At 49.8% G+C, this 24374-nt stretch carries 28 protein-coding genes and 2 pseudogenes; 24 read left to right on the top strand and 6 right to left on the bottom strand.

Features of this window, described 5'->3' with window-relative positions:
- Positions 1 to 108: 108 nt before the first annotated feature.
- The 8 genes and pseudogenes from RDY34_RS01765 (at position 109) to RDY34_RS01730 (ending at position 3677) form a co-directional block, all read left to right on the top strand.
- Complete coding sequence (locus RDY34_RS01765) at positions 109 to 549, top strand: peroxiredoxin (protein WP_002214039.1); 441 nt, start codon at positions 109 to 111, stop codon at positions 547 to 549.
- Positions 550 to 600: 51 nt separating this feature from the next.
- Positions 601 to 1476 carry a site-specific tyrosine recombinase XerD gene (gene xerD / locus RDY34_RS01760; protein ID WP_115437612.1) on the top strand — a complete coding sequence of 292 codons (876 nt, stop codon included), beginning with the start codon at positions 601 to 603 and terminating at the stop codon, positions 1474 to 1476.
- Between the two features lie 181 nt (positions 1477 to 1657).
- Positions 1658 to 1858, top strand: coding sequence for a (2Fe-2S)-binding protein (locus tag RDY34_RS01755; RefSeq protein WP_003750732.1), 201 nt, complete (start codon positions 1658 to 1660; stop codon positions 1856 to 1858).
- A 185-nt stretch (positions 1859 to 2043) separates the two neighbouring features.
- Positions 2044 to 2214, top strand: a pseudogene (locus RDY34_RS01750) (MafB); the annotation flags it as partial.
- A gap of 15 nt (positions 2215 to 2229) precedes the next feature.
- Entirely contained in the window at positions 2230 to 2532 is a 303-nt protein-coding gene (gene imm40, locus RDY34_RS01745; RefSeq protein WP_003750739.1) for an Imm40 family immunity protein, read from the top strand.
- Between the two features lie 147 nt (positions 2533 to 2679).
- Positions 2680 to 3144, top strand: coding sequence for a hypothetical protein (locus tag RDY34_RS01740; RefSeq protein ID WP_003774468.1), 465 nt, complete (start codon positions 2680 to 2682; stop codon positions 3142 to 3144).
- Positions 3145 to 3166: 22 nt separating this feature from the next.
- Positions 3167 to 3403, top strand: a complete 237-nt coding sequence (locus tag RDY34_RS01735) for a thioredoxin domain-containing protein (RefSeq protein ID WP_003750743.1) — start codon at positions 3167 to 3169, stop codon at positions 3401 to 3403.
- A 40-nt stretch (positions 3404 to 3443) separates the two neighbouring features.
- On the top strand, positions 3444 to 3677 hold the full coding sequence (locus RDY34_RS01730; RefSeq protein WP_025456684.1) for a glutaredoxin family protein: 234 nt from the start codon (positions 3444 to 3446) through the stop codon (positions 3675 to 3677).
- A 373-nt stretch (positions 3678 to 4050) separates the two neighbouring features.
- Here RDY34_RS01730 and rfbD read toward each other — a convergent pair whose 3' ends face one another.
- On the bottom strand, positions 4051 to 4914 hold the full coding sequence (gene rfbD, locus RDY34_RS01725; protein ID WP_003750750.1) for a dTDP-4-dehydrorhamnose reductase: 864 nt from the start codon (positions 4912 to 4914) through the stop codon (positions 4051 to 4053).
- 199 nt (positions 4915 to 5113) lie between these two features.
- On the opposite strand from rfbD, the gene RDY34_RS01720 reads away from it, so the two are divergent.
- Both RDY34_RS01720 and pnp read left to right on the top strand, forming a co-directional pair.
- Positions 5114 to 5977, top strand: a complete 864-nt coding sequence (locus RDY34_RS01720) for a phosphoribosylaminoimidazolesuccinocarboxamide synthase (protein WP_003750753.1) — start codon at positions 5114 to 5116, stop codon at positions 5975 to 5977.
- A 233-nt stretch (positions 5978 to 6210) separates the two neighbouring features.
- Positions 6211 to 8334, top strand: a complete 2124-nt coding sequence (pnp, locus tag RDY34_RS01715; RefSeq protein WP_308072901.1) for a polyribonucleotide nucleotidyltransferase — start codon at positions 6211 to 6213, stop codon at positions 8332 to 8334.
- 72 nt (positions 8335 to 8406) lie between these two features.
- Here pnp and RDY34_RS01710 read toward each other — a convergent pair whose 3' ends face one another.
- Both RDY34_RS01710 and RDY34_RS01705 read right to left on the bottom strand, forming a co-directional pair.
- Positions 8407 to 9075, bottom strand: coding sequence for a sulfite exporter TauE/SafE family protein (locus tag RDY34_RS01710; RefSeq protein WP_308072900.1), 669 nt, complete (start codon positions 9073 to 9075; stop codon positions 8407 to 8409).
- On the bottom strand, positions 9072 to 9386 hold the full coding sequence (locus RDY34_RS01705) for a hypothetical protein (protein ID WP_308072899.1): 315 nt from the start codon (positions 9384 to 9386) through the stop codon (positions 9072 to 9074). Before RDY34_RS01705 ends, RDY34_RS01710 begins: the two co-directional genes overlap by 4 nt.
- A 136-nt stretch (positions 9387 to 9522) precedes the next feature.
- Between RDY34_RS01705 and dapF the strand changes: the two genes are divergently transcribed.
- The 4 genes from dapF (at position 9523) to RDY34_RS01685 (ending at position 13468) form a co-directional block, all read left to right on the top strand.
- Positions 9523 to 10374: a diaminopimelate epimerase gene (gene dapF / locus RDY34_RS01700; RefSeq protein WP_308072898.1), complete on the top strand. Its 852-nt coding sequence runs from the start codon at positions 9523 to 9525 to the stop codon at positions 10372 to 10374.
- On the top strand, positions 10371 to 10976 hold the full coding sequence (locus tag RDY34_RS01695) for a hypothetical protein (RefSeq protein WP_308072897.1): 606 nt from the start codon (positions 10371 to 10373) through the stop codon (positions 10974 to 10976). Before dapF ends, RDY34_RS01695 begins: the two co-directional genes overlap by 4 nt.
- A 196-nt stretch (positions 10977 to 11172) precedes the next feature.
- Complete coding sequence (gene cysK, locus RDY34_RS01690) at positions 11173 to 12105, top strand: cysteine synthase A (protein ID WP_308072896.1); 933 nt, start codon at positions 11173 to 11175, stop codon at positions 12103 to 12105.
- Between the two features lie 478 nt (positions 12106 to 12583).
- Positions 12584 to 13468, top strand: a complete 885-nt coding sequence (locus RDY34_RS01685; protein ID WP_308072941.1) for a DMT family transporter — start codon at positions 12584 to 12586, stop codon at positions 13466 to 13468.
- A gap of 308 nt (positions 13469 to 13776) precedes the next feature.
- On the opposite strand, the gene lepB is transcribed toward RDY34_RS01685, so the two are convergent.
- From lepB to RDY34_RS01670, 3 genes are all read right to left on the bottom strand, one after another.
- Complete coding sequence (gene lepB, locus RDY34_RS01680; protein ID WP_308072895.1) at positions 13777 to 14796, bottom strand: signal peptidase I; 1020 nt, start codon at positions 14794 to 14796, stop codon at positions 13777 to 13779.
- A gap of 144 nt (positions 14797 to 14940) precedes the next feature.
- The gene (gene lepA, locus RDY34_RS01675; protein WP_308072894.1) at positions 14941 to 16734 is read right to left on the bottom strand and encodes a translation elongation factor 4; all 1794 of its coding nucleotides are present in this window, start codon (positions 16732 to 16734) and stop codon (positions 14941 to 14943) included.
- A 141-nt stretch (positions 16735 to 16875) separates the two neighbouring features.
- Positions 16876 to 17577, bottom strand: a complete 702-nt coding sequence (locus tag RDY34_RS01670; RefSeq protein ID WP_308072893.1) for a 5'-methylthioadenosine/adenosylhomocysteine nucleosidase — start codon at positions 17575 to 17577, stop codon at positions 16876 to 16878.
- A gap of 165 nt (positions 17578 to 17742) precedes the next feature.
- Between RDY34_RS01670 and RDY34_RS01665 the strand changes: the two genes are divergently transcribed.
- From RDY34_RS01665 to RDY34_RS01620, 10 genes and pseudogenes are all read left to right on the top strand, one after another.
- Positions 17743 to 18873, top strand: coding sequence for a PilT/PilU family type 4a pilus ATPase (locus RDY34_RS01665; RefSeq protein ID WP_301002893.1), 1131 nt, complete (start codon positions 17743 to 17745; stop codon positions 18871 to 18873).
- A gap of 33 nt (positions 18874 to 18906) precedes the next feature.
- Positions 18907 to 19884, top strand: a complete 978-nt coding sequence (locus tag RDY34_RS01660) for a DNA polymerase III subunit delta' (protein WP_308072892.1) — start codon at positions 18907 to 18909, stop codon at positions 19882 to 19884.
- Between the two features lie 3 nt (positions 19885 to 19887).
- Positions 19888 to 20238 carry a PilZ domain-containing protein gene (locus RDY34_RS01655; protein WP_002239593.1) on the top strand — a complete coding sequence of 117 codons (351 nt, stop codon included), beginning with the start codon at positions 19888 to 19890 and terminating at the stop codon, positions 20236 to 20238.
- A gap of 4 nt (positions 20239 to 20242) precedes the next feature.
- Positions 20243 to 21022 carry a TatD family hydrolase gene (locus RDY34_RS01650; protein WP_308072890.1) on the top strand — a complete coding sequence of 260 codons (780 nt, stop codon included), beginning with the start codon at positions 20243 to 20245 and terminating at the stop codon, positions 21020 to 21022.
- A gap of 25 nt (positions 21023 to 21047) precedes the next feature.
- A pseudogene (locus RDY34_RS10705) lies at positions 21048 to 21277 on the top strand (putative hemolysin).
- Between the two features lie 100 nt (positions 21278 to 21377).
- Positions 21378 to 21689 (top strand): Grx4 family monothiol glutaredoxin, encoded by a 312-nt coding sequence (grxD, locus tag RDY34_RS01640; protein ID WP_002214004.1) that lies wholly within the window; start codon positions 21378 to 21380, stop codon positions 21687 to 21689.
- Positions 21690 to 21794: 105 nt separating this feature from the next.
- The gene (gene upp, locus RDY34_RS01635) at positions 21795 to 22421 is read left to right on the top strand and encodes a uracil phosphoribosyltransferase (protein WP_308072889.1); all 627 of its coding nucleotides are present in this window, start codon (positions 21795 to 21797) and stop codon (positions 22419 to 22421) included.
- 22 nt (positions 22422 to 22443) lie between these two features.
- The gene (locus RDY34_RS01630) at positions 22444 to 22764 is read left to right on the top strand and encodes a DUF2322 family protein (protein ID WP_308072888.1); all 321 of its coding nucleotides are present in this window, start codon (positions 22444 to 22446) and stop codon (positions 22762 to 22764) included.
- 404 nt (positions 22765 to 23168) lie between these two features.
- A complete protein-coding gene (locus RDY34_RS01625; RefSeq protein ID WP_308072887.1) occupies positions 23169 to 23591 on the top strand; it encodes a protein Gly1ORF1 in 423 nt (140 codons plus the stop codon).
- Between the two features lie 17 nt (positions 23592 to 23608).
- Positions 23609 to 24370, top strand: a complete 762-nt coding sequence (locus RDY34_RS01620; protein ID WP_308074355.1) for a uroporphyrinogen-III synthase — start codon at positions 23609 to 23611, stop codon at positions 24368 to 24370.
- The last annotated feature ends 4 nt before the right edge of the window (positions 24371 to 24374 follow it).

The raw sequence follows: 24374 nt of genomic DNA, 5'->3' as shown, positions 1-24374 counted from the left end.
GGCAGTTGAATCCTTGTCCTTTGGGGCGGTAGAATCGGGGTTGGTTTGGAAATTGCGGCGGTGCGTCTGCGTGCCGTTTTGAATAATGGGAATATCGGGAGTAGGACTATGGATGTGAAATATGAATTTACCCTGCCTTCGAGCAGCGGTGCGGATTTTCATTCAGCAGAACATCTGCCTTTGGTCGTGTATTTTTATCCGAAAGACAGTACGCCGGGCTGTACGACGGAAGGCTTGGATTTCAATGCGCGTTTGGAACAGTTTGAGGCATTGGGTTATACCGTGGTCGGTATTTCCCGCGACGGCGTAAAGGCGCATCAGAATTTTTGCGCCAAGCAGGGTTTCCGGTTCGAGCTGTTGAGCGACAAGGATGAAACAGTGTGCCGCCTGTTTGATGTCATCAAATTGAAGAAACTGTACGGGAAAGAGTCGTTAGGTATCGAGCGCAGTACGTTCGTCTTGAATAAGGATGGAGAAATCGCCCATGAATGGCGGAAAGTCAAAGTGGCGGGTCACGCGCAGGAAGTATTGGAAACGCTTTCCCGATAATGTGAACCATGCCGTCTGAAGAAGATTCAGACGGCATTTGTTTGGAACGGTATGGAAGAAGGTTTGATCGACAGGCTGCTTGAAACGCTGTGGTTGGACAGGCGGCTCAGTCAGAATACTTTAAACGGTTACCGGCGCGATTTGGAAAAAATCGCCCGCCGCCTGTCCCAATCGGGCAGAACGCTGAAGGATGCGGACGAAGCGGATTTGGCGGCGGCGGTTTATGTTGACGGAGAGCAACGGAGTTCGCAGGCGCGCGCATTATCGGCATGCAAACGCCTGTATATATGGATGGAGCGTGAAGGCATGAGGACGGACAATCCCACCCGTTTGCTGAAACCGCCCAAAATTGACAAGAATATTCCGACCCTGATTACCGAACAGCAGATTTCCCGACTGCTTTCCGCACCGGATACGGATACTCCGCACGGTTTACGGGATAAGGCATTGCTTGAATTAATGTACGCAACCGGCTTGCGTGTTAGCGAAGCGGTCAGGCTGAGTTTTGGCAACCTGGATTTGGACAGGGGGTGTATCACTACCTTGGGCAAGGGTAACAAGCAAAGGATAGTGCCGATGGGTCGGGAGTCCGTATATTGGGTGGAACGTTACTACAAGGAGGCGCGCCCGTTACTGTTAAAGGGAAGGTCTTGCGATGCATTGTTCGTCAGTCAGAAAAAAACAGGCATTTCCCGACAGCTGGCATGGATGATAGTGAAAGAATATGCAAGTCAGGCAGGTATCGAACACATCAGCCCGCACAGCCTGCGCCATGCTTTCGCCACACACTTGGTGCAGCACGGATTGGATTTGCGCGTGGTTCAGGATATGTTGGGACATGCCGATTTGAACACGACTCAGATTTATACCCATGTTGCCAATGTGCGGCTGCATAGCGTGGTTAAGGAACATCATTCCCGAAATTGAGGCTCTATTCCCTCATCGGCTTCAGATTAATAAAAAACCAATCGAAAATAGAAATGCGATAAAAAAATACCAAGATAACCGAGTATCTTAACCTTGCAATACGAACTGTTTTTATTTATATTTGCGTACGATAATAAAAGCCGCTATCAGTATGATAGTTTGAGAACACACGGAGTATAAAATGTTTGTCTGTATCTGCAATGCCGTTACCGACCATCAAATCAAAGAAACTATTGCCGCAGGCGCGACCACAATGGGTGATTTGCAATCGCAGTTGGGTGTAGCAACCTGTTGCGGCTGTTGCGGGGAGCTTGCTGCTTCGTTTTTGACGGCACATAACGTGCAACCGACGGTTACGGCAGGTATTAGCGTTCAAGCGTAAAACGGTTTTAAAAATGCCGTCTGAACAGTTCAGACGGCATTTTGCTGTTTTTGGGCTGCGTGTTAAGACAGTGCCGATTTGCTTCAATGATGATTCCGCTATGTATTGGGACGATAAAAGGGATAATAGTTATCCAAGATAAAAATTCTAATGATGGAGGTGCGGCATTCAGACCGACATCAGGCGAACAATATACAGTAATACAAATAGTTGGCGGAGATAATATTGTAAGGCATAAACTTTATATCCTTGGATTTTATAAAGGAAAAGATGGAAATTTTGAATATATCAGAGAAGCAGATGGAAAAATTAATCATAGATTATTTGTCCCTAAGCAGCAATTTCCTGAAAAATAGCAGATAGAGATTAATATGTTAAATGAGATTTTTGAAATTTATTCGAGACAAGGGGAATCTTTGATAGGAATTGGAATTAGAGAAGCCGCATTACCCGTCCCCGCTGCAATAGATATATTAAATTTATTTATCAATGAGAGAATACTTGTATTGGGGGGAGATATTTATATCAAGAAAGATAATTATTTTTATCAAACATATGATAATTGGTATTACGAGGGAAGTAATTTATTTAACAGTATCGACAAAGCAATGCATTATTTATCTCAAATAAAATTAGAGAATGCATACGTATCTTTTGTTTTAAAATTTATCTAACAAAGGAAGCACAAGAATAGATTTATAGTAAAACATCAAGATGTTGAATATCATGACTTAAAAGTCAGGTGTTGGAGTCACAGCTCAGGGGGTGCGAGAAATACATAATAAAGCAAAAGAACTATATGACCAAACAAGAAAGGATAGATGATGGGTTACCATATTAGGATAATAAATACCAGCAAAAAAATTTCAGACGAAAATAAAATATTAAAAAACAAGGAGAACTTGTCAATATTTTTAAGAGAAAAATTTAATTATCATGAAGGTTGCAACGAGATGGGTGAAGTATATTTTTATGACCCAAACGATGAGGAAAGCATTCTTTTTTATGATGGGGAAGAATTGCTTGCAATTACCACAAGCAATGATCTACTATCATCAATGATAAAAATTGCAAGGTCGTTTAAGGATGGTTCCAGAGTTGTTGGTGATGAAAATGAGACTTACAAGGATATAAATAATGCATATCTACATGAGGATGATTATGAGCAGACGCAACAAAAAGAAGATAACTACATTAAAAAAATTAAGGACGCCATTATTCCAATAATAGTTCCTATTTTACTTGGGATAATTGCATTAATATTAAAAATATTAAAAATTAATTAATCTTAAAGCTAGGAAACCGGCTATGGACATACTATCCATAAACAATCAAAACTCAACGATATCACTAACTCAAGATGAAGTTTTTGTTTTACGGGCTATCTTGAGTGAGATATATGCAGGTGTATGCGTAGATGCAAGGGAATTTGAAATAATCCATGGCGTTGAAAGAGATGAAGTAGATGATTTGAAGAAATATTTTATTGAAATTTATGAAAAAATGACCACTTGTCAACCCACCACCCCTGAGCCCCTGGTCTGAAGGCTTGGGATTGTGGAAGCAGAACGGTAAGGAAATGCTGATGAAACTAACCCTGATGTTTCGCGAATATTGCAGTTTATGCCACAAGATGCGAGACGAACTTAAACCTTTCCAGGATGAATACGGTTTCGGGCTGGATGTGCTTGATGTGGATGATGATCCCGTTTTGGAAGAGAAATATAATGAGCTGGTTCCTGTTTTGTTGGCAGGTGATAAAGAGATTTGCCATTGGTATTTGGATGAAAAAAAGTTGAGGCAGGTTCTCGAATCGTAAAAATGCCGTCTGAAGCAGGACTTCAGACGGCATTTTTAAATTAAATCAACGGTTCTCGTTTTTTTGCGGAACAGAGGACTTGCCGTTAAAGGCAGTACGTTTGAATGCTTGGTAAATTGCTAGTCTTCTTCGATGTTGCATATTAACCCTTTCTTTATTTTATTTGTCGGTTGGGAGAGAATCTAATTTATTGGTTTACTCAATGAGAGAAGTAAGATTAATTGTGAGATGTTATTGATTGGCAATCATAGCATGTTTCAAAGAAAGTGTAGGCATGATTGTGTAAAGATGATAAGCGTTTGTGTAATCATCGGATTTTATAATAAAACCGCCAAGGCAGTGCTTGGCGGCGGAAACGGAGAGGCGGGCGGCATCAGAGCAGCTTGGAAACGACCTGTGCAAGGGCTTTTTGCCAGTCTGACGGTTTGATGCCGAAGTCGTTTTCGATTTTGCGGCAGTCCAAAATGCTGTATGCGGGCCTGGGGGCGGCGGTCGGATATTCCTTGTCTGAAACGGCAGTCAATTCGGGAATGGGGAAGGATGTCTGCTGTTGCGATGCCGCTTGGAAAATATGTTGGGCAAATTCGTACCAGGATACGGATTTGCCGCCGGCGTAGTGGTAAATGCCGCGAACGGGATTGGACTGCTGCAACAGGCGGATGATGGCGGCGGACAAGTCGCCGGCATAGGTCGGGCAGCCGATTTGGTTGTGGACGGTGGACAGCGGGGAACGTTCCCGCGCAAGGTTCAGCATCGTGCGGACAAAGTTGTTCCCGTATTCGCTAAACAGCCAAGAAGTCCGCAGGATAAGGCTGTCGGGATTGGCAGACAGTGCGAGCAGCTCGCCTGCGGTTTTGGATTGTCCGTATACATTGGAAGGATTGGTAAAGTCGCTTTCCTGATAGGGTCTTTTCCCTTTACCGTCAAAGATATAGTCGGTTGAGATGTGGATGAATCGGGCATGGGCGCGATGTGCTGCCAAGGCAAGGTTGTAAACGGCGGAAGCATTGACGGCAAATGCCGCTGCCGCATCGCCTTCCGCTTTGTCGACGGCAGTATAGGCAGCCGTGTTGACAATAGCGTCGGGTTGGAAACTTTTGACCATGTTGCAGACGGCATCGGCATCGGTAATGTCTAGGGATGCGGAATCCGTCGCAATGGTTTCCCAGTCTTCCGGAAGACGGTCGCGCAGGCAGCGTGCCAGTTGGCTTTTCGAGCCTGTCAATAGGATTCTCATGAGGTATTTCCTTTGGTGAAAGTGTATTGTAGGACTTGCTGTCGGTATTATAGTGCCAAAACTTTGTCGACGGTTGACGGGTTGGCTTTTTGTGCCATGGGTATTGTTTTGCGCCGACTTCGGCTAGAATATCGGTTTGTGATTCAAACCTGTCGGGTGTCGGGTCGGTATTTTCAAGATATTTTCAGGGGGGTGCGAAATGAGTGAGATTGGTTTGGTAAAGATCTATTCTGGAAAAGTGCGCGATTTATATGAAATCGACGATAAACGTATGCTGATGGTCGCTTCCGACCGTCTGTCCGCATTCGATGTGATTTTGGATGACCCGATTCCGGGTAAAGGGGAGATTCTGACGCAGATTTCCAATTTTTGGTTTAAAAAACTGGCTCATATCATGCCTAACCACTTTACCGGCCATACGGTTTACGATGTTTTGCCTGAAAACGAAGCCAAAGTTTTAGAGAAACGCGCCGTCGTGGCTAAAAAACTCACTCCGGTAAAAGTAGAGGCTATTGTACGCGGTTATCTGGCAGGCAGCGGTTGGAAAGATTATCAAAAAACCGGCTCTGTTTGCGGTATTCAACTGCCTGAAGGTATGCAGGAAGCGCAACAACTGCCTGAAGTGATTTTTACACCATCGACCAAAGCCGCAGTTGGCGATCATGATGAAAACATCAGCTTTGAAGAATGCGAACGCATTATCGGAAAAGAATTGGCGGCGGAAGTGCGCGCCAAAGCGATTCAGCTTTATACAGAAGCAGCAGAATATGCGAAATCCCGCGGTATTATTATTTGCGATACCAAGTTTGAATTTGGTTTGGATGAAGAAGGTACGCTGACTTTGATGGACGAAGTATTGACGCCTGACTCCAGCCGTTTTTGGCCTGCAGGCCAATACAAAGTCGGCACCAATCCGCCATCTTTTGACAAACAATTTGTCCGCGACTGGTTGGAGCAAAGCGGTTGGAACAAAAAAGCACCTGCGCCTAAAGTGCCTGCCGATGTGATTCAGAAAACAGTCGAAAAATATCAGGAAGCATTGACTTTGCTGACTCAGGATTGATTTTTAAGTTTGAAGGCCGTCTGAAAAGGATATGTTTCAGATGGCCTTTTTATTGCATCAATACTGGATTTTAAGGATGGTTGCCTTTATAATCGAGAGTTGTTTTCAGCGACTGAAAGGCCGTCTGAAAGCTTGTTTATAACCTGCCGCACGGTCTGAAACCCTAACTATGCACATTCGGATTTTAGTGTGCATTATTAGTGTTTTAGCAGTGCGGTGTTTTGAAAGGAACAATGATGTTCAATAAACACGTTAAGACCTTCCAATACGGTAATCAAACCGTTACTTTGGAAACCGGCGAAATCGCCCGCCAAGCCGCAGCTGCCGTTAAAGTATCCATGGGCGACACCGTGGTTTTGGTTGCCGTTACTACCAACAAAGAAGTGAAAGAAGGTCAAGACTTCTTCCCCCTGACCGTCGACTATTTGGAACGCACTTACGCCGCAGGTAAAATCCCCGGCGGTTTCTTCAAACGCGAAGGCAAACAAAGTGAAAAAGAAATCCTGACCAGCCGTCTGATCGACCGTCCGATCCGTCCCCTGTTCCCCGAAGGTTTCTACCACGACATCCAAATCGTAGCGATGGTGGTGTCCGTCGATCCTGAAATCGATTCTGATATTCCTGCAATGTTGGGTGCGTCCGCCGCGCTGGTGTTGAGCGGCGTACCGTTTGCCGGACCGATTGGCGCGGCACGCGTGGGTTATGTAAACGGTGTGTACGTTTTGAACCCGACTAAAGCCGAATTGGCGAAATCACAATTAGACTTGGTGGTCGCCGGTACGTCTAAAGCCGTGTTGATGGTGGAATCCGAAGCCGACATCTTGTCTGAAGAAGTGATGTTGGGCGCAGTTGTTTACGGTCATGATCAAATGCAGGTTGCCATTAACGCCATCAATGAGTTTGCCGACGAAGTCAACCCGGAAGTTTGGGATTGGAAAGCACCTGAAACCAATGAGGAACTGGTTGCCAAAGTACGCGGGATTGCCGGCGAAACCATTAAAGAAGCATTCAAAATCCGTCAAAAACAAGCGCGTTCTGCCAAATTGGACGAAGCTTGGAATGCCGTGAAAGAAGCGTTGATTACCGAAGAAACCGACACTTTGGCAGCCAACGAAATCAAAGGCATTTTCAAACACTTGGAAGCCGATGTCGTCCGCAGCCAAATTTTGGACGGCCAACCGCGTATTGACGGTCGCGACACCCGCACCGTTCGTCCGTTGAATATTCAAACCGGCGTATTGCCGCGCACCCACGGTTCTGCACTGTTTACCCGTGGCGAAACCCAGGCTTTGGCGGTTGCAACTTTGGGTACTTCACGCGACGAGCAAATCATTGATGCGCTGTCCGGCGAATACACCGACCGCTTCATGCTGCACTACAACTTCCCGCCATACTCTACCGGCGAAGTGGGTCGCGTAGGTGCGCCGAAACGCCGTGAAATCGGCCACGGCCGTTTGGCTAAACGTGCGTTGTTGGCCGTATTGCCGAAACCTGAAGATTTCAGCTACACCATGCGCGTGGTTTCCGAAATTACCGAATCCAACGGCTCTTCCTCTATGGCTTCCGTCTGCGGCGGCTGCCTGAGCCTGCTGTCTGCCGGCGTGCCTTTGAAAGCACACGTTGCCGGTATCGCGATGGGTCTGATTCTGGAAGGCAACAAATTTGCCGTCTTGACCGACATCTTGGGCGACGAAGACCACTTGGGCGATATGGACTTTAAAGTGGCCGGCACAACCGAAGGCGTAACCGCGCTGCAAATGGACATCAAAATCCAAGGCATTACCAAAGAGATTATGCAAATCGCTTTGGCGCAGGCCAAAGAAGCGCGTCTGCACATCTTGGATCAGATGAAAGCCGCCGTTGCAGGCCCACAAGAGTTGTCCGCACACGCGCCGCGTTTGTTCACGATGAAAATCAACCAAGACAAAATCCGCGAAGTTATCGGTAAAGGCGGCGAAACCATCCGTTCGATTACCGCTGAAACCGGTACGGAAATCAATATTGCCGAAGACGGTACGATTACCATTGCCGCAACCACTCAAGAAGCCGGTGATGCGGCGAAAAAACGCATCGAGCAGATTACTGCCGAAGTGGAAGTGGGCAAAGTGTACGAAGGCACTGTGGTGAAAATCCTTGACAACAACGTCGGCGCGATTGTCAGCGTGATGCCGGGTAAAGACGGTTTGGTACACATCAGCCAAATCGCCCACGAGCGCGTACGCAATGTCGGCGACTACCTGCAAGTAGGTCAGGTTGTAAACGTGAAAGCATTGGAAGTGGACGACAGAGGCCGTGTGCGCCTGTCCATCAAAGCCCTGCTGGACACGCCTGCCCGTGAGGAAAATGCCGCCGAGTAACGCTTAAGGTGAAAATGCCGTCTGAACAGGTTTCAGACGGCATTTTTTATGGGTATCGGGAATGAATGAGTGTTACAGCCACAGGACGGCAAGCTTCCATAATGCCCATAATGATACGGATAATCCTGTACACAGGCGGATATATCGGTTTTGCATGATTTTTTTCAGTTGCAGGGAAAAAATGCCGATTGCCAAAAGATTGGGCAGCGTACCCAGTGCAAAGGCAAGCATATATAACCCGCCCGTTGCCGCACTACCGCTTCCCAGCGCGTAAAGCGACGCGCTGTAAACCAGTCCGCACGGCAGCCAACCCCATAATATTCCGACCACAAGGCAGGCTGGTATGGATTTTATGGGTAACAGCCGGTTGAGTATCGGGTTCAGATTCCGCCATATCGGTTTGCCGATTTTCTCGATTTTTGCCGCCAAGGAAGAAATACCGCTCAAGTATAAGCCTAAAAAGAGCAGCAGGAGGTTGGCGGCTGTGTATAAAATATTCTGAAGGACACGGGTTTGGTCGAGTGAAACGCCGACCTGTCCGATTAATCCGAGCATCAGACCGATTGCCATATAGCTGCTTATCCGTCCTGTGTTAAGCAGCAGGATCAGCCAAAAGCGGTTGATATGCGGGGGGAGTTGGAGCGCAAACGCGCTGCTTAATCCGCCGCACATGCCGATGCAGTGCGTTCCTCCGAAGAAACCGAGCAGGAACAGGGTTAGGAAAGTGATGTCGTGGTTCATGGACGGCTCATCGTCAGATGTTTGTCGGGGAAAACGGATAATTTCCGGCAGTCCGACCAATAGGGTTTGGCGAGGGCATGCCCCGTGCTGTTAAAGTCTTGAATAAGAATGCGGTTTGTGTCATGAATTTCGACAGTCCTGTAAAATCCGCCCTTTACTGCGCTGTCGGCGGGTTTGCCGTGTGCGTCAAAATACAGGATGGTGCGGTTGTGAAGATGCGCGCAATCTGAAACGGCGGGGCTTGCCGGTATGTTTCGGGTGCAGGCAGCAAGGATTGCACAAGGGAAAAGCAACAGTAATATACGGAACATGGTGTTTATTGTAATGGGTAACAAACAGTATAATGACTTATTTTAATCTCCCGACGGCGGGAGATGGAAGCATTTCTCTTCGGCACGGGGATTTCGGAATTCGGAAGCAACAGACAATACGGGATTTCAGAATAATATGAACACTTTGAAATTTACTAAAATGCACGGTTTGGGCAACGATTTTATGGTGATTGACGCGGTCAGTCAGGATTTTATTCCTGAGCATGCACCGATTGCGGCATGGGCTGACCGTTTCCGCGGCATCGGGTTCGACCAGCTTTTGGTGGTCGGGAGTTCGGAAACCGAAGGTGTGGATTTCCGTTACCGTATTTTCAATGCCGACGGCAGCGAGGTCGAGCAATGCGGCAACGGAGCGCGTTGTTTTGCCCGTTTTGTTGCAGACAAGGGTTTGACCGATAAGAAAGAAATTTGTGTTGAAACGGCCAAGGGCATTATTTTTCCGAAATTGTCCGATAACGGTATGGTTACGGTCAATATGGGCAAACCGAAGTTTATGCCGTCTGAAATACCGTTTGTTCCTGTATCGGACGAGGGGGATGATGCCTGTATTTATGGGGTGCATCTTGAATCCGGCATTCAGCCTGTCAGCTGCGTCAATATGGGCAATCCTCATGCTGTGATTGTGGTCGATGACGTGGAATGCGCGCCGGTGCGCGAAACCGGTTCGCTTATCGAACCGCACAGGCAGTTTCCCGAACGCGTCAACGTCGGCTTTATGCAGATTGTCAGCCGAACTGCGATTCGTTTGCGCGTGTTCGAGCGCGGCGTGGGCGAAACCCAAGCTTGCGGTACGGGCGCGTGTGCGGCTGTGGTGGCGGGTATCCGTCTGGGGCTGTTGGATGAAGGGAAAACGGTAGAGGTGATTTTGCCGGGCGGAACTTTATATATCGAATGGGCCTGCGGCGGCGATGTGATGATGACCGGCCCTGCGGAAACCGTGTTTGAAGGCGAGTTGGCGTATTCATGATTTTGCTGCATTTGGATTTTTTGTCTGCCTTACTGTATGCGGCGGTTTTTCTGTTTCTGATATTCCGCGCGGGAATGTTGCAATGGTTTTGGGCGAGTATCGTGCTGTGGCTGGGAATATCGGTTTTGGGGGCGAAGCTGATGCCGGGGATGTGGGGATTGACCCATGCCGCACCTTTGTTCATTCCCCACTTTTATCTGACACTGGGCAGTATATTTTTCTTTATTGGGCATTGGCGGAGGAAGGCAGACGGAGAGGGGTGGCAGGCAGATGCCGGGCATCCGCTGCTCGGGCTTTTTGCCGTCAGTAATGTATCGATGACGCTTGCTTTTGTCGGAATATGTGCGTTGGTGCATTATTGCTTTTCGGGAACGGTTCAAGTGTTTGTGTTTGCGGCACTGCTCAAACTTTATGCACTGAAGCCGGTTTATTGGTTCGTGTTGCAGTTTGTGCTGATGGCGGTTGCCTATGTCCACCGCTGCGGTATAGACCGGCAGCCGCCGTCAACGTTTGGCGGCTCGCAGTTGCGCCTCGGCGTGTTGACGGCGGCGTTGATGCAGGTCTCGGTACTGGTGCTGCTGCTTTCAGAAATTGGAAGATAATACGGTGCGGCCGTATTGGAACAAAAAGTTATAAAGAAAGAAAATTTGGGTATTGGTTTTTCAGACGGCATAGGTTTAGGATACGGCCATATCTGAAATTTGTTTATGGTTCGGCGTGAATACTCTGTAATTGGACAGGATGTTGACAGGGGATTGCGTGCCGTACTATCGAAACCTTATTATTCAGGAGCAAAAGATGAAAATTGCAAACAACATCACCGAATTGATCGGCAACACCCCATTGGTCAAGTTGAACCGTCTGACCGAAGGTCTGAAGGCAGAAGTTGCCGTGAAACTGGAATTTTTCAATCCGGGCAGCAGCGTCAAAGACCGCATTGCCGAAGCAATGATTGAGGCCGCCGAAAAAGCGGGCAAAATCAACAAAAACACCGTCATTGTCGAAGCAACCAGCGGTAATACGGGTATCGGTTTGGCAATGGTATGTGCAGCACGCGGCTACAAACTGGCGATTACCATGCCGGAAAGCATGAGTAAGGAGCGCAAAATGCTGTTGCGTGCGTTTGGTGCGGAGCTGATTCTGACCCCTGCCGCCGAAGGTATGGCGGGCGCGATTGCCAAAGCGCAATCCTTGGTGGACGCGCATCCCGACACTTATTTTATGCCGCGCCAGTTCGACAATGAGGCAAACCCAGAAGTCCACCGCAAAACAACCGCCGAGGAAATTTGGCGGGATACGGACGGCAAAGTCGATGTCTTCGTTGCCGGTGTCGGCACAGGCGGTACGATTACCGGCGTGGGCGAAGTGTTGAAAAAATACAAACCCGAAGTTAAAGTGGTTGCCGTCGAGCCTGAGGCTTCCCCCGTATTGAGCGGCGGCGAAAAAGGCCCGCACCCGATTCAAGGTATCGGCGCAGGCTTTATTCCGACCGTTTTGAATACCAAAATCTACGACAGCATCGCCAAAGTTCCGAACGAAGCGGCTTTTGAAACCGCCCGCGCAATGGCGGAAAAAGAAGGCATTTTGGTGGGTATTTCCTCCGGTGCGGCGGTTTGGAGCGCGTTGCAGCTTGCCAAACAGCCTGAAAACGAAGGCAAGCTGATAGTCGTGCTGCTGCCTTCTTATGGCGAACGCTATCTCTCTACGCCACTTTTTGCAGATTTGGCATAATGCTTTAATCGGATTGTCGAAACATTCAGACGCATTTTTCGGTATCGGTGTAACGCCGTGCCGGAAAATGCGTTTTTGCATATATGCCGAAAACGCCGGTTGTGTTTTAATCAGGTGTTGGTGCCGCCGCATTGCTTGAGGGAAATATTTTTTATAGTGGATTAACAAAAATCAGGACAAGGCGGCGAAGCCGCAGACAGTACAAATAGTACGGAACCGATTCACTTGGTGCTTCAGCACCTTAGAGAATCGTTCTCTTTGAGCTAAGGCGAGGCAACGCCGTACAGGTTTTTGTTAATCCACTATATTTGGGTTTTATCTGGCAGGACGGTTTTTTGCCCCAACGGAAAATAGCCGGCCTGCCCGTAAAGTCAGCCGTTTGTCCGGGCACAGCCGGGGCTTTGAGCTTCAGACGGCATATTTTCAGAATGGCGGCATTTTTGCCGGCGGCGCGGCAGCCGTATGGGGAAGGGAGAGGATATTGTGGACGGAAAAAAAATATGCCGCACCATTGCTGGTGCTGGGTTGCGTGGTGTTCGGTCTGGGCAGCCTGATTGTCAGATCCGTCCCCGTCGGCCCGTATGCAATCGCATTTTGGCGGTTGCTGATTTCGGTGTTCGTATTTTGGTTTTTGGCACGGTTTTTCGGGCAAAAATTCCCAAAAAACAGGAAAACCGTCTGCTATGCCCTGACGGCGGGCGTGTTTCTTGCTTTTGATTTGGCGCTGTGGCATGAAAGCATACATGCAGTCGGTCCCGGTATTTCCACCCTGCTCAACAGCCTGCAAATCTTTTTCTTGTCCGCAATCGGTGTTTTCTTTTTTAACGAACGTTTGAGCGGGCTGAAAAAGGCGGGCTTAATATCGGCAGTTGCTGGCGTGGCGATGATTGCCGGTGCGGAATTCGGCTACAACGGTAATGCGGTTTGGGGATTCGTCAGCGGTTTGGTGTCCGGGCTGATGCTCGCCCTGTCGATGGTGTTCGTCCGCAAGACTCATGAAGTCGAACAGGTGGCACTTTTCCCTTCAATGATGATTTTGAGTTTGGGCGGTGCGGTATCGCTGGTTGTTCCGGCATTGCTGATGGATGGCGGCGTGCTTTATCCGACGACTTGGAAAGATGCCGGTTTGGTGCTTGTGTACGGCGTGGTGATGCAGTGCTTCGCGTGGGCGATGGTTGCCTATGCGATTCCGCTGCTTTCGTTGTCGTTGACGGGGCTGCTGCTTTTGTCCGAACCGGTTGCCGCCCTGTTCATCGATTATTTCGGATTGGGCAAACCGATTGACGGTGTGCAGTGGGCAGGGGTGGCGCTGACGCTTTCGGCAATTTACCTCGGTTCGTTGAAACAGCAGTCTTCACATTGATTTCATCATGGCAATATTGGCAGTTCGCCGTGCAAAACCTGCGTTACCGAACTGATATAGTGAATTAAATTTAAACCGGTACAGCGTTGGCTCGCCTTAGCTCAAAGAGAACGATTCTCTAAGGTGCTGAAGCACCAAGTGAATCGGTTTCGTACTATTTGTACTGTCTGCGGCTCGCCGCCTTGTCCTGATTTAAATTTAATTCACTATAGGTAGGAAAATCTGACAACGCCAGATCCGCCTGCAAAAGCGAGGAATAGCAAATGCCGTCTGAAACTATTTTCAGACGGCATTCTTGGCTTACCTGATTAACGGATTGCCGTGCCGGTCCTGCCGAAATCGCCGAAGTTCATCAAAATGAACATTGCCTTGCCGACAACCAGCTTGTCATCTACAAAGCCCCAGTAGCGAGAATCGGCACTGTTGTCGCGGTTGTCGCCCATAGCGAAATAGCGTCCTTCGGGAACTTTGCACACGAAACCGCTGCCGTCGTCGGCATATTGGCAGTGTTCCAAACCGCTTTGCTCTATGGAATATCCGTTTTCAGACATAATATCGGAGGTATATTTGCCCAATACGGGCAGGGAAACAGCCGGCTGTCCTTCTTTTTTCAGAATATTGAAGGATTTGCCGTCCAAACCGCTGCGGAACATATCCGTGTTGTGGATTTCGGAAGGGTCGGTGTCGTCGGGATAACGGTATGTGCCGTCAGGAATGTCGGAAGTGGGTTTGCCGTTTACCGTCAAAATCTTATCCCGATATTCGACCACATCGCCCGGAATGCCGACAATACGCTTGATGTAGGTCATGTCCGGCTGCAAAGGATAATTAAAAACGACGACATCGCCACGTTCGATTTTGCCTGTGGGGATAAATACATTGTTTAAAACGGGTACGCGCAGGCCGTAGGAAAATTTGCTGACCAAAATGAAATCGCCCTTGATTAGGCCTGGGCGCATGGAGCTGGATGGAATTTGGAACGGTTCGGCAATAAACGACCGGATGAGAAACAATACCAAAACGGTAGGGAAGAAACTGCCGAAATAATCGCCGAAGTGGCTGCTTTCCGAGATTTCGGGATGAGTCTTCAGGCGGTATTTGTATACCCCCCAAGCCGTACCGCACAATACAACGAAAATCAGGAAAACGGCGGTAAAGCTCATAAACAGGGACAAAGCGGCAAACACGCCGACCGCCGTCAGGATATAGGCGTATTCAAGGCTGGAACTCCATTCACCGTTTTCCTGCCGCTTTTTGTCGCTTTTGAAATAAAGGATGATGCCGGCAAGCAGCGCGGCAGCCGCGCCCGACATTAGCATTGTGTTCATTGTTGTTCCTTAATGCTTAAAAACCCGCCTGTCCGTGCAACCGTTTTAAGGCGGCAAATTGCAAAATTTGTTTGCGGGCGCGTGCCCCTGAAATCAGGACGGTTTGAGGGGTGTTCCCGACGCGCCGCCCTGTGTGCCGAAATATTATTTGTCGCTTACCTGCAAAATCGCCAAGAACGCGCTTTGCGGGATTTCCACATTGCCCACTTGTTTCATACGGCGTTTGCCTGCCTTTTGTTTTTCAAGCAGTTTTTTCTTACGCGTAATATCGCCGCCGTAACATTTCGCCAAGACGTTTTTACGCAGTGCTTTAACGTTTTCGCGGGCGATAATCTGGCTGCCGATGGCGGCTTGGACGGCAATGTCGAACATTTGGCGCGGAATCAGTTCGCGCATTTTCGATGCCAGTTCGCGGCCTCGGTGAACCGAGCTTTGACGGTGCACAATCAGGCTCAGCGCATCGACTTTTTCGCCGTTGACCATAATATCCAGCTTAATCAAATCAGACGGTTGGAACTCTTTGAAATGGTAGTCCAACGAAGCATAACCGCGCGAAGTGGATTTGAGTTTGTCGAAAAAGTCCATGACGACTTCGTTCATCGGCAAATCATAAGTCAGCATGACTTGGCGGCCCATGTACTGCATATTGACCTGCACGCCGCGCTTTTGGTTACACAAAGTCATGACGTTGCCGACGTATTCCTGCGGCACAAGGATGGTCGCGGTAATAATCGGCTCGAGAATGGTTTCGATGCTGCCGATGTCGGGCAATTTGGACGGGTTTTCGACTTCGATTTTTTCGCCGCTTTTCAACACGACTTCATAAACCACCGTCGGCGCGGTGGTAATCAAATCCATGTCGAACTCGCGTTCCAAACGTTCCTGTACGATTTCCAAGTGCAACAGACCCAAGAAGCCGCAACGGAAGCCGAAGCCCAATGCCTGGGAAACTTCAGGCTCGAATTTTAGCGAAGCGTCGTTAAGCTGTAATTTTTCCAAAGCGTCGCGCAAGGCTTCGTAATCGTGGCTTTCCACAGGATAGAGACCCGCAAATACTTGACTTTGTACTTCTTGGAAGCCGGGCAGCGGCTCAGTGGCAGGGTTGGCAACCAGTGTAACCGTATCGCCGACTTTCGCCTGACCCAATTCTTTTACGCCGGTAATCAAAAAGCCCACTTCGCCGGCTTTGAGTTCTTGTTTTTGAACCGATTTTGGCGTGAATACGCCCAGCTGCTCGACCTGCGTTTCCGCCTTGGTGCTCATAAAGCGCACTTTGTCTTTCAGCTTGATGGTGCCGTTTTTCACACGAATCAGCATGACCACGCCGACGTAATTGTCAAACCACGAATCGACGATAACGGCTTGCAGCGGCGCGTTTTCATCGCCGGTCGGTGCGGGGATTTTGGCAACGATTTCTTCCAAAACATCTTCCACACCAATGCCACTTTTGGCGGAACATTGCACCGCACCAACGGCATCAATGCCGATGATGTCTTCGATTTCCTGTTCAACGCGCTCGGGGTCGGCGGCAGGCAGGTCGATTTTGTTCAAAACAGGCACGACTTCAACGCCTAAATCAATCGCGGTGTAACAGTTCGCCACGGTTTGCGCTTCCACGCCCTGCGACGCGTCAACGACCAAAAGCGCGCCTTCGCAGGCGGACAGCGAACGGGAAACTTCGTAAGAGAAGTCGACGTGTCCCGGCGTGTCAATCAGGTTGAGTTGATACACCTGCCCGTCGCGTGCTTTATAGTTGAGCGCGGCGGTTTGCGCTTTGATGGTAATGCCGCGCTCTTTTTCGATGTCCATGGAATCGAGTACCTGCGTACTCATTTCGCGCAAATCCAAACCGCCGCAATATTGGATGAAGCGGTCGGCAAGCGTCGATTTGCCGTGGTCGATGTGGGCAATGATGGAGAAATTTCGGATATTTTTCATTGAGTTGTTTTTAATGCTGAACGGTAGGTTTTAGAAATGCCGTCTGAACAAACAGCGGTACGTCCAAATATCGGGCGCAACGTGGAAATAGCCCGATATTCTAACGGAAAACCGCTGTTTTGGCATGATTTGATAAAGGTTTTATAAAGATTTGACGATTTCCGCCACCATTTTTGCAGAACTTACCGCTGCCGTTTTCAAAAATTCGTCAAAGCTGATGTCTGCCTTTTCGTCCGCCGAATCGGAAACGGCGCGGATGATGACGAAAGGCGTTTCCAACTGATGACAGGTTTGGGCGATTGCCGCCGCTTCCATTTCTACCGCCTTAACTTCAGGGAAGTGCTTGCGGATTTCCGCCACGCCTTCGCTGCTGTGGACGAAGCGGTCGCCGCTGACAATCAGGCCTTGTTCTACCGCCGCGCCTTCAAACGTCCGCGCCGCCCGTTTTGCCGTTTCAATCAATATGCCGTCTGAAGCGAACCTTGCCGGCAGTTGCGGCACTTGCCCCCAGGCATAGCCGAATGCGGTTACATCGACATCGTGGTGTGCGGTTTCCGTGCCGACCACTATGTCGCCGACTTTCAAACCCTTGCCCAAGCCGCCCGCGCTGCCGGTGTTGATGACGCAGTCCGGTGCGAATTGATGGATAAGCCAAGCCGTTGCAACCGCCGCGTTGACCTTGCCGATGCCGCTCAATGCAAGCACCATGCGTTTTCCCACCAATTCGCCTTCATAGGCGGAAAATCTGCCGAAAGAGACGGCTTTGACATTTTCCATCATCTCGCGCAAAAGCTCGATTTCCTGTTCCATTGCGCCGATAACGGCTACTGTTTTCAAAGACATATTGACAGCCTGTTGTGAGTTTCGGATAAGTGCCGGATTATACACGTTAAAGGGGCGGGGTTGGGCGGGGCAGAACGTCAATGCCGTCTGAAACCGGTTCAGACGGCACGGCGGGTTTTTGGTAGAATGGGAAGATACAGATTGTTTGAAGATTGGGGGATGAAGATGTTTACCGATGAAAATATGACTGCAAAGGAAGAACTGTTCGCCTGGCTGCGCCATATGAACAAAAACAAAGGTTCCGACCTGTTTGTGACGACCCATTTCCCGCCCGCAATGAAGCTGGACGGCAAAATCACCCGCATCACGGATACGCCGCTGACGGCGGAAAAATGTATGGAAATCGCCTTTTCGATTATGAGTGCGAAGCAGGCGGAAGAATTTTCATCGACCAACGAGTGCAACTTCGCCATCAGCCTGCCGGACACCAGCCGTTTCCGCGTCAATGCGATGATACAGCGCGGCGCGACGGCGTTGGTATTCCGCGCGATTACCAGCAAGATTCCCAAGTTTGAAAGCCTCAACCTGCCGCCGGTCTTGAAGGATGTCGCGCTGAAAAAACGCGGGCTGGTGATTTTTGTCGGCGGCACCGGCTCGGGCAAATCGACTTCGCTTGCCTCGCTTATCGATTACCGCAATGAAAATTCGTTCGGACACATTATCACCATCGAAGACCCGATCGAGTTTGTCCACGAACACAAAAACTGCATCATCACCCAGCGCGAGGTCGGCGTGGATACGGAAAACTGGATGGCGGCGTTGAAAAACACACTGCGTCAGGCGCCGGATGTGATTCTGATCGGTGAAATCCGCGACCGCGAAACAATGGACTACGCCATCGCCTTTGCCGAAACGGGGCATTTGTGTATGGCGACGCTGCACGCCAACAGCACCAATCAGGCACTCGACCGCATCATCAACTTTTTCCCCGAGGAGCGGCGCGAACAATTGCTGACGGATTTGTCGCTCAACCTTCAGGCGTTTATTTCGCAACGCCTCGTTCCGCGAGACGGCGGCAAGGGCAGGGTGGCGGCAGTCGAGGTGCTGCTCAATTCGCCCCTGATTTCGGAGTTGATTCACAACGGCAACATCCATGAAATCAAAGAAGTGATGAAGAAATCCACCACCTTGGGTATGCAGACCTTCGACCAACACCTTTACCAATTGTATGAGAAAGGCGAGATTTCCTTGCAGGATGCCTTGAAAAATGCCGACTCCGCACACGATTTGCGTTTGGCGGTACAGTTGCGCAGCCGCCGGGCGCAAAGTTCCGGCCCCGATTTGGAACTGCTCTGATGGCGGTATGGATTTCCGGACGGGCAGTTTGACATGATTTATCCGTGGCATAATGAACAATGGCGGCAGATTGCGGAGCATTGGACGAGCCGTCCCAATGCTTGGCTGTTTGCCGGCAAAAAGGGGACGGGGAAGACCGCGTTTGCCCGTTTTGCGGCGAAGGCGTTGTTGTGCGAAACCCCTGCACCGGGCTGCAAACCCTGTGGCGAATGTATGTCCTGCCATCTGTTTGGACAGGGAAGCCATCCCGATTTTTACGAAATCACGCCCCTGGCGGACGAACCCGAAAACGGGCGCAAACTGTTGCAGATCAAAATCGATGCCGTCAGGGAAATCATCGATAATGTGTACCTGACTTCGGTACGGGGCGGTTTGCGCGTGGTTCTGATTCATCCTGCGGAAAGTATGAATGTCCAAGCCGCCAACAGTTTGTTGAAAGTGTTGGAAGAACCGCCGCCACAAGTGGTCTTTTTGCTGGTCAGCCATGCGGCGGACAAGGTTTTACCGACCATTAAAAGTCGCTGCCGGAAGATGGTTTTGCCCGCTCCTTCCTATGAGGAGGCATTGGCATATTTGCGTGAAAGGGGTGTGGCGGAACCTGAGGAACGTCTGGCTTTCCATTCGGGCGCGCCGCTGTTTGATGAGGCGGACGGTGTCCGTGCGTTGCGGATTAAACTGTTGGACATTTTGGCAGAGCCGAGGTTGTTGAAGATTTTGGATTACGCCGCGCTTTTCGATAAGGAAAAACTTCCGCTCGCCGTATTTGTCGGGTGGATGCAGAAGTGGCTGGTCGATTTGGGATTGTGCCTGCAACACATGAAACCCGTCTATTATCCTGTTTATGAAGACAGGCTGCTTCAGACGGCATCCGGTTTCCGCCCGCGCAATGTATTTGCGGCGGAGGATATGCTCAAACAGCTCGCCCCTTACGGGTTTCATACTTTAAATGTCAAAATGCAGATCGAGCATCTGCTCATCAATTATTTGGAATTGAAGAAAGAGAATGGGTGAATTATGTCAGACGGACAAAATATTCCGGCAAAAATGATGTCGTTGCAGCTGAAAGACATGAATCTGCTGTACAGCTCCTATATGCCGTTTTTGGAACACGGCGGTCTGTTTGTGCAGACCGACGACGTATTTTCCATCGGGGACGATATTCTGCTTGCCGTAGAAATCCTCAACTTCCCCAAACTGTTCCTGCCGACCAAGGTCGCCTGGATTAATCCTGCGCGTACTTCCTCCAAACCCAAAGGGGTGGGGCTGGCATTCACAAAACACGAAAACTGCCTGAAAGTCAAAGACCAGATCGAAGTCGAACTGGGCAGCACAATCAGCGGCAGCAGACCTACGTTTACCATGTAACGCCATGCATATCATCGATTCGCACTGCCACCTCAATTTTGAAGGTTTGAAAGAACGCCTGCCCGAAGTTTTGTCCAACATGGAAGCAAACGGCGTGGGGCAGGCACTCGCCATCAGCGTCAGTAGGGAAAGCTTCTCCGAAGTCTTTGCCGTCGCCGAAGCGCACGAACACATCTATTGCACCATAGGCGTACATCCCGACAGTAAGGAAGCCGAAGAATTTTCCGTCGCGGAAATGGTTGCCGCAGCCGCCTCGCCGAAAGTGATCGGCATTGGAGAGACGGGTTTGGATTATTACTGGTGCAAAGGTGATTTGTCCTGGCAGCACAAACGCTTTGCAGACCACATCGAAGCAGCCAATCAAACCGGGCTGCCCGTTATCGTCCATACGCGCGATGCGGCGGCGGATACCTTGTCTATCCTGAAAGAATGCCGGGTTAATTCGGGCGTTATCCACTGTTTTTCCGAAGACACAGCCTTTGCCCGGGCTGCCATGGATTTGGGGCTTTATATTTCTTTCTCGGGAATTGTTACGTTTAAAAACGCCCCTTTGGTTCAGGAGGCGGCAAAATATGTGCCGGACGACCGCATTTTGGTGGAAACCGATGCGCCGTTCCTTGCCCCCGTTCCCAAGCGCGGCAGGCAGAACGAGCCGGCTTTTGTGCGTCATACCGCCGAATATATTGCCAAATTGCGGAGCCAAACATTGGAACAGGTTGCGGCATACACGACGGAAAACTTTTACCGGCTGTTTAAAAAAGTACCCGATATGCGGGCCGTCTGACCCTGTGCCGACGATAAGGAAAACCATGAAGGCAATTCATCCGTATGCATTGTCCGCGCTGCTGCCGGCTGCCTGCCAACACGTTTCGGACAGGCATGAAGCAGTCGGTATGGCAAATCCCGCTTCCAAATTCTGCATTGCCAAAGGCGGCAGACGGGAAGCAAAAAAGACGAAAGCGGCGGCGGATATACCCTGTGCCATTTGCCGGACAGCAGGATTGTCGAGGAGTGGGAATATTTCCGTTCACAACATTGATACTGCGCGATATACGGCAAATATTGTGGGAAGTTTCCGCTTTTGCGTATAATGCGCCCTACCTGACAAATTTTGTCAACTTTATCAAAAGGAATAAGCGATGGCTTCCATCCACGACCAAATTAAAGAAGTAGTAACGACACACCGCGTCGTATTGTTTATGAAAGGTACGAAGCAGTTTCCGCAATGCGGTTTCTCTTCCCGCGCCGTGCAAATCCTGAACGCGGCGGGCTGCACCGATTACGTTACCGTCAACGTATTGGAAAATCCCGAAGTACGCCAAGGCATTAAGGAATACAGCGACTGGCCGACCATCCCCCAACTTTATGTGAACGGCGAGTTTGTCGGCGGTTCGGACATCCTGATGGAAATGTATGAGGCAGGCGAGCTGCAAGAGCTGCTGAAAGCCTGATGGATTCGGCAATGCCGTCTGAACGTGTTTCAGACGGCATTTTCTTTTCCGGCAAATCAAAAAAAAGTATAATGGCGCGTCTCAAAATCACATTGGAACACCGCGATGAACGTTAATGTTATCAACCATCCGCTCGTCTGCCACAAATTAACCCTGATGAGGGAGGCGGATTGCAGCACCTACAAATTCCGGACGCTTGCCACCGAGCTGGCGCGCCTGATGGCATACGAGGCAAGCCGTGATTTTGAAATCGAAAAATACCTTATCGACGGATGGTGCGGTCAGATTGAAGGCGACCGCATCAAGGGCAAAACATTGACCGTCGTTCCCATCCTGCGTGCAGGTTTGGGTATGCTTGACGGCGTGCTCGACCTGATTCCGACTGCCAAAATCAGCGTAGTCGGACTGCAGCGCGATGAGGAAACGCTGAAACCCGTTTCCTACTTCGAGAAATTCGTGGACAGCATGGACGAACGTCCTGCCCTGATTATCGACCCGATGCTGGCGACGGGCGGTTCAATGGTTGCCACCATCGACCTTTTGAAAGCCAAGGGCTGCAAAAATATCAAGGCACTGGTGCTGGTTGCCGCGCCCGAGGGTGTGAAGGCGGTCAACGACGCGCACCCTGACGTTACGATTTACACCGCCGCACTCGACAGCCACTTGAACGAGAACGGCTACATCATCCCCGGCTTGGGCGATGCGGGCGACAAGATTTTCGGCACGCGCTAACTGACTGATTTTCGGATTTGATATGAATTTTCAAGACTATCTCGCCACATTTCCTTCAATCGACCATCTGGGCGGTTTGGACGTTCATGATGCCGACGGCAAAACGGTTCACCACATTCCCGCCGTTCAGGGCAAGCTCGGTTCGCTCAAGTTGTACAATGCTTTGGCGGAACGTTTTGACGGAAAATTGGACAAAGAAGCGGCAGAACAGGGTTTGATATGGTTTGCCGAACACGTTGCCGACGCGCGCGCCCACCCGGGCAAGCATCCGAACATCGATCTGCTGGAAAATGTCGTGCAAAGCGGCGAAACCTTGTTGCTCAAGCCGCTTGCCGCGCAATAATTTTCGACCATGCCGTCTGAAATCCGTTTCAGACGGCATTTTGTCGGAAAGAAGACCGTAAAACGGGCATTTTCTTTTCTATTTCAGGATACGGGCAATGATGTTTCAACACACAGGACGACACATATAGTGGATTAACAAAAATGAGGACAATGCGACGAAGCCGCAGACAGTACAAATAGTACGGAACCGATTCACTTGGTGCTTCAGCACCTTAGAGAATCGTTCTCTTTGAGCTAAGGCGAGGCAACGCCGTACTGGTTTTTGTTAATCCACTATTAAAGCGTTGCCCTATGTGTTGCCCTAATTTGGAAGGGGTTAAACCCCTCTCAAATAAAATCTGATGCTGCTGCCACGAAGGACGGATGTCCAAGTGGCGGGGTTTCAACCATTAAGGAAATACGATGAAAAAAATGTTCCTTTCTGCCGTATTGCTTCTGTCGGCTTCCGCCCAAACCGTGTGGGCGGATACGGTGTTTTCCTGTAAAACGGACAACAACAAATACATAGAAGTTCAAAAAATCAACCGCAATCTTTACGAATATTCGTTCGGCAGTGCGGCAAAAAAAGAAATTGCCATACGCAACAGCAAAGCTGACCTGTCGGGGCGTTCCGACAGGTGGCAAGGCATGGGCAGCGGACGCCGGGCAACGATGAAATTCCAAAACGGCGAATTTATGTACACCGTATGGACAGGCTTCGATTCCGCGACTCATACGGAAAGCAGCGGTGTCGTTGTGGAGCGTAGGGGCAAGGAAGTCGCACGGGTCGGCTGTATGCCGAAAACCGCACAGGCGAATTTCAACGATGCCGATTTTTCCCTGTAATCGGGGCGGATAAGGCGATGGAAACAGCGAAACCCATCATGCTGATTGTCCGGCCGTCGGACAGGGCGAAGGACGATGTCGAAACCTGCCGGCTTGCCGGATGGCAGGCGGAAGTGTTGAGTCCGATTGAAATCGAAACCGACAAAGCAAGCCTGAAACGGCTGCCGGAAATGTATGCCCGTGCGGATGCCGTGTTTTGGGTCAGTCCGACCGCCGTTGAAACCGCCGTCCCGTACCTTAACCTTTCAAACGGCATAAAGATACACATTGCCGTAGGGAAGGGCAGCCGCCGCGCATTGGAACGCTATTTGGGAAGAACGGTCATCGCGCCGGATGACGGAAACGACAGCGAGGCGGTTTTGCGCCTGCCGGTTTGGAACAGTCTGCCCGAAGGTGCACGCGTATTGTTTGTGCGCGGACACAGCGGGCGGGATTTTCTGATGAATGCCTTGCAGGAGAAAGGTTTTCGGACGGAGGTGGCAGAAGTCTATTTCAGACGGCATAAACCTTTGAACTTTCAAAATTTCCAAACCGAAAATATTGCCGCCGCCTATATTACGTCCACAGAACTCGTGCAGTCGCTGTTTGCACAGCTTCCGCCGCAATTTTCCCGATTCTTCAAATCCTTGCTATACTTTACCCATCATCCGCGCATTGCGGAGGCATTGAAGCGCGAAGGCGTGTGTTCGGTTGAAACCGTCCCTACGCTGGAAGCCGCGCTTTCCCATTCTTCCATTTCCGTTTCAGACGGCATGGTCTTTCCCGGAACCTCAAATTAATAAG

Source organism: Neisseria polysaccharea (genome assembly GCF_963392925.1).
Classification (GTDB): Bacteria; Pseudomonadota; Gammaproteobacteria; order Burkholderiales; family Neisseriaceae; genus Neisseria; species Neisseria polysaccharea.
This window is presented reverse-complemented; position numbering and strand designations above follow the sequence as displayed.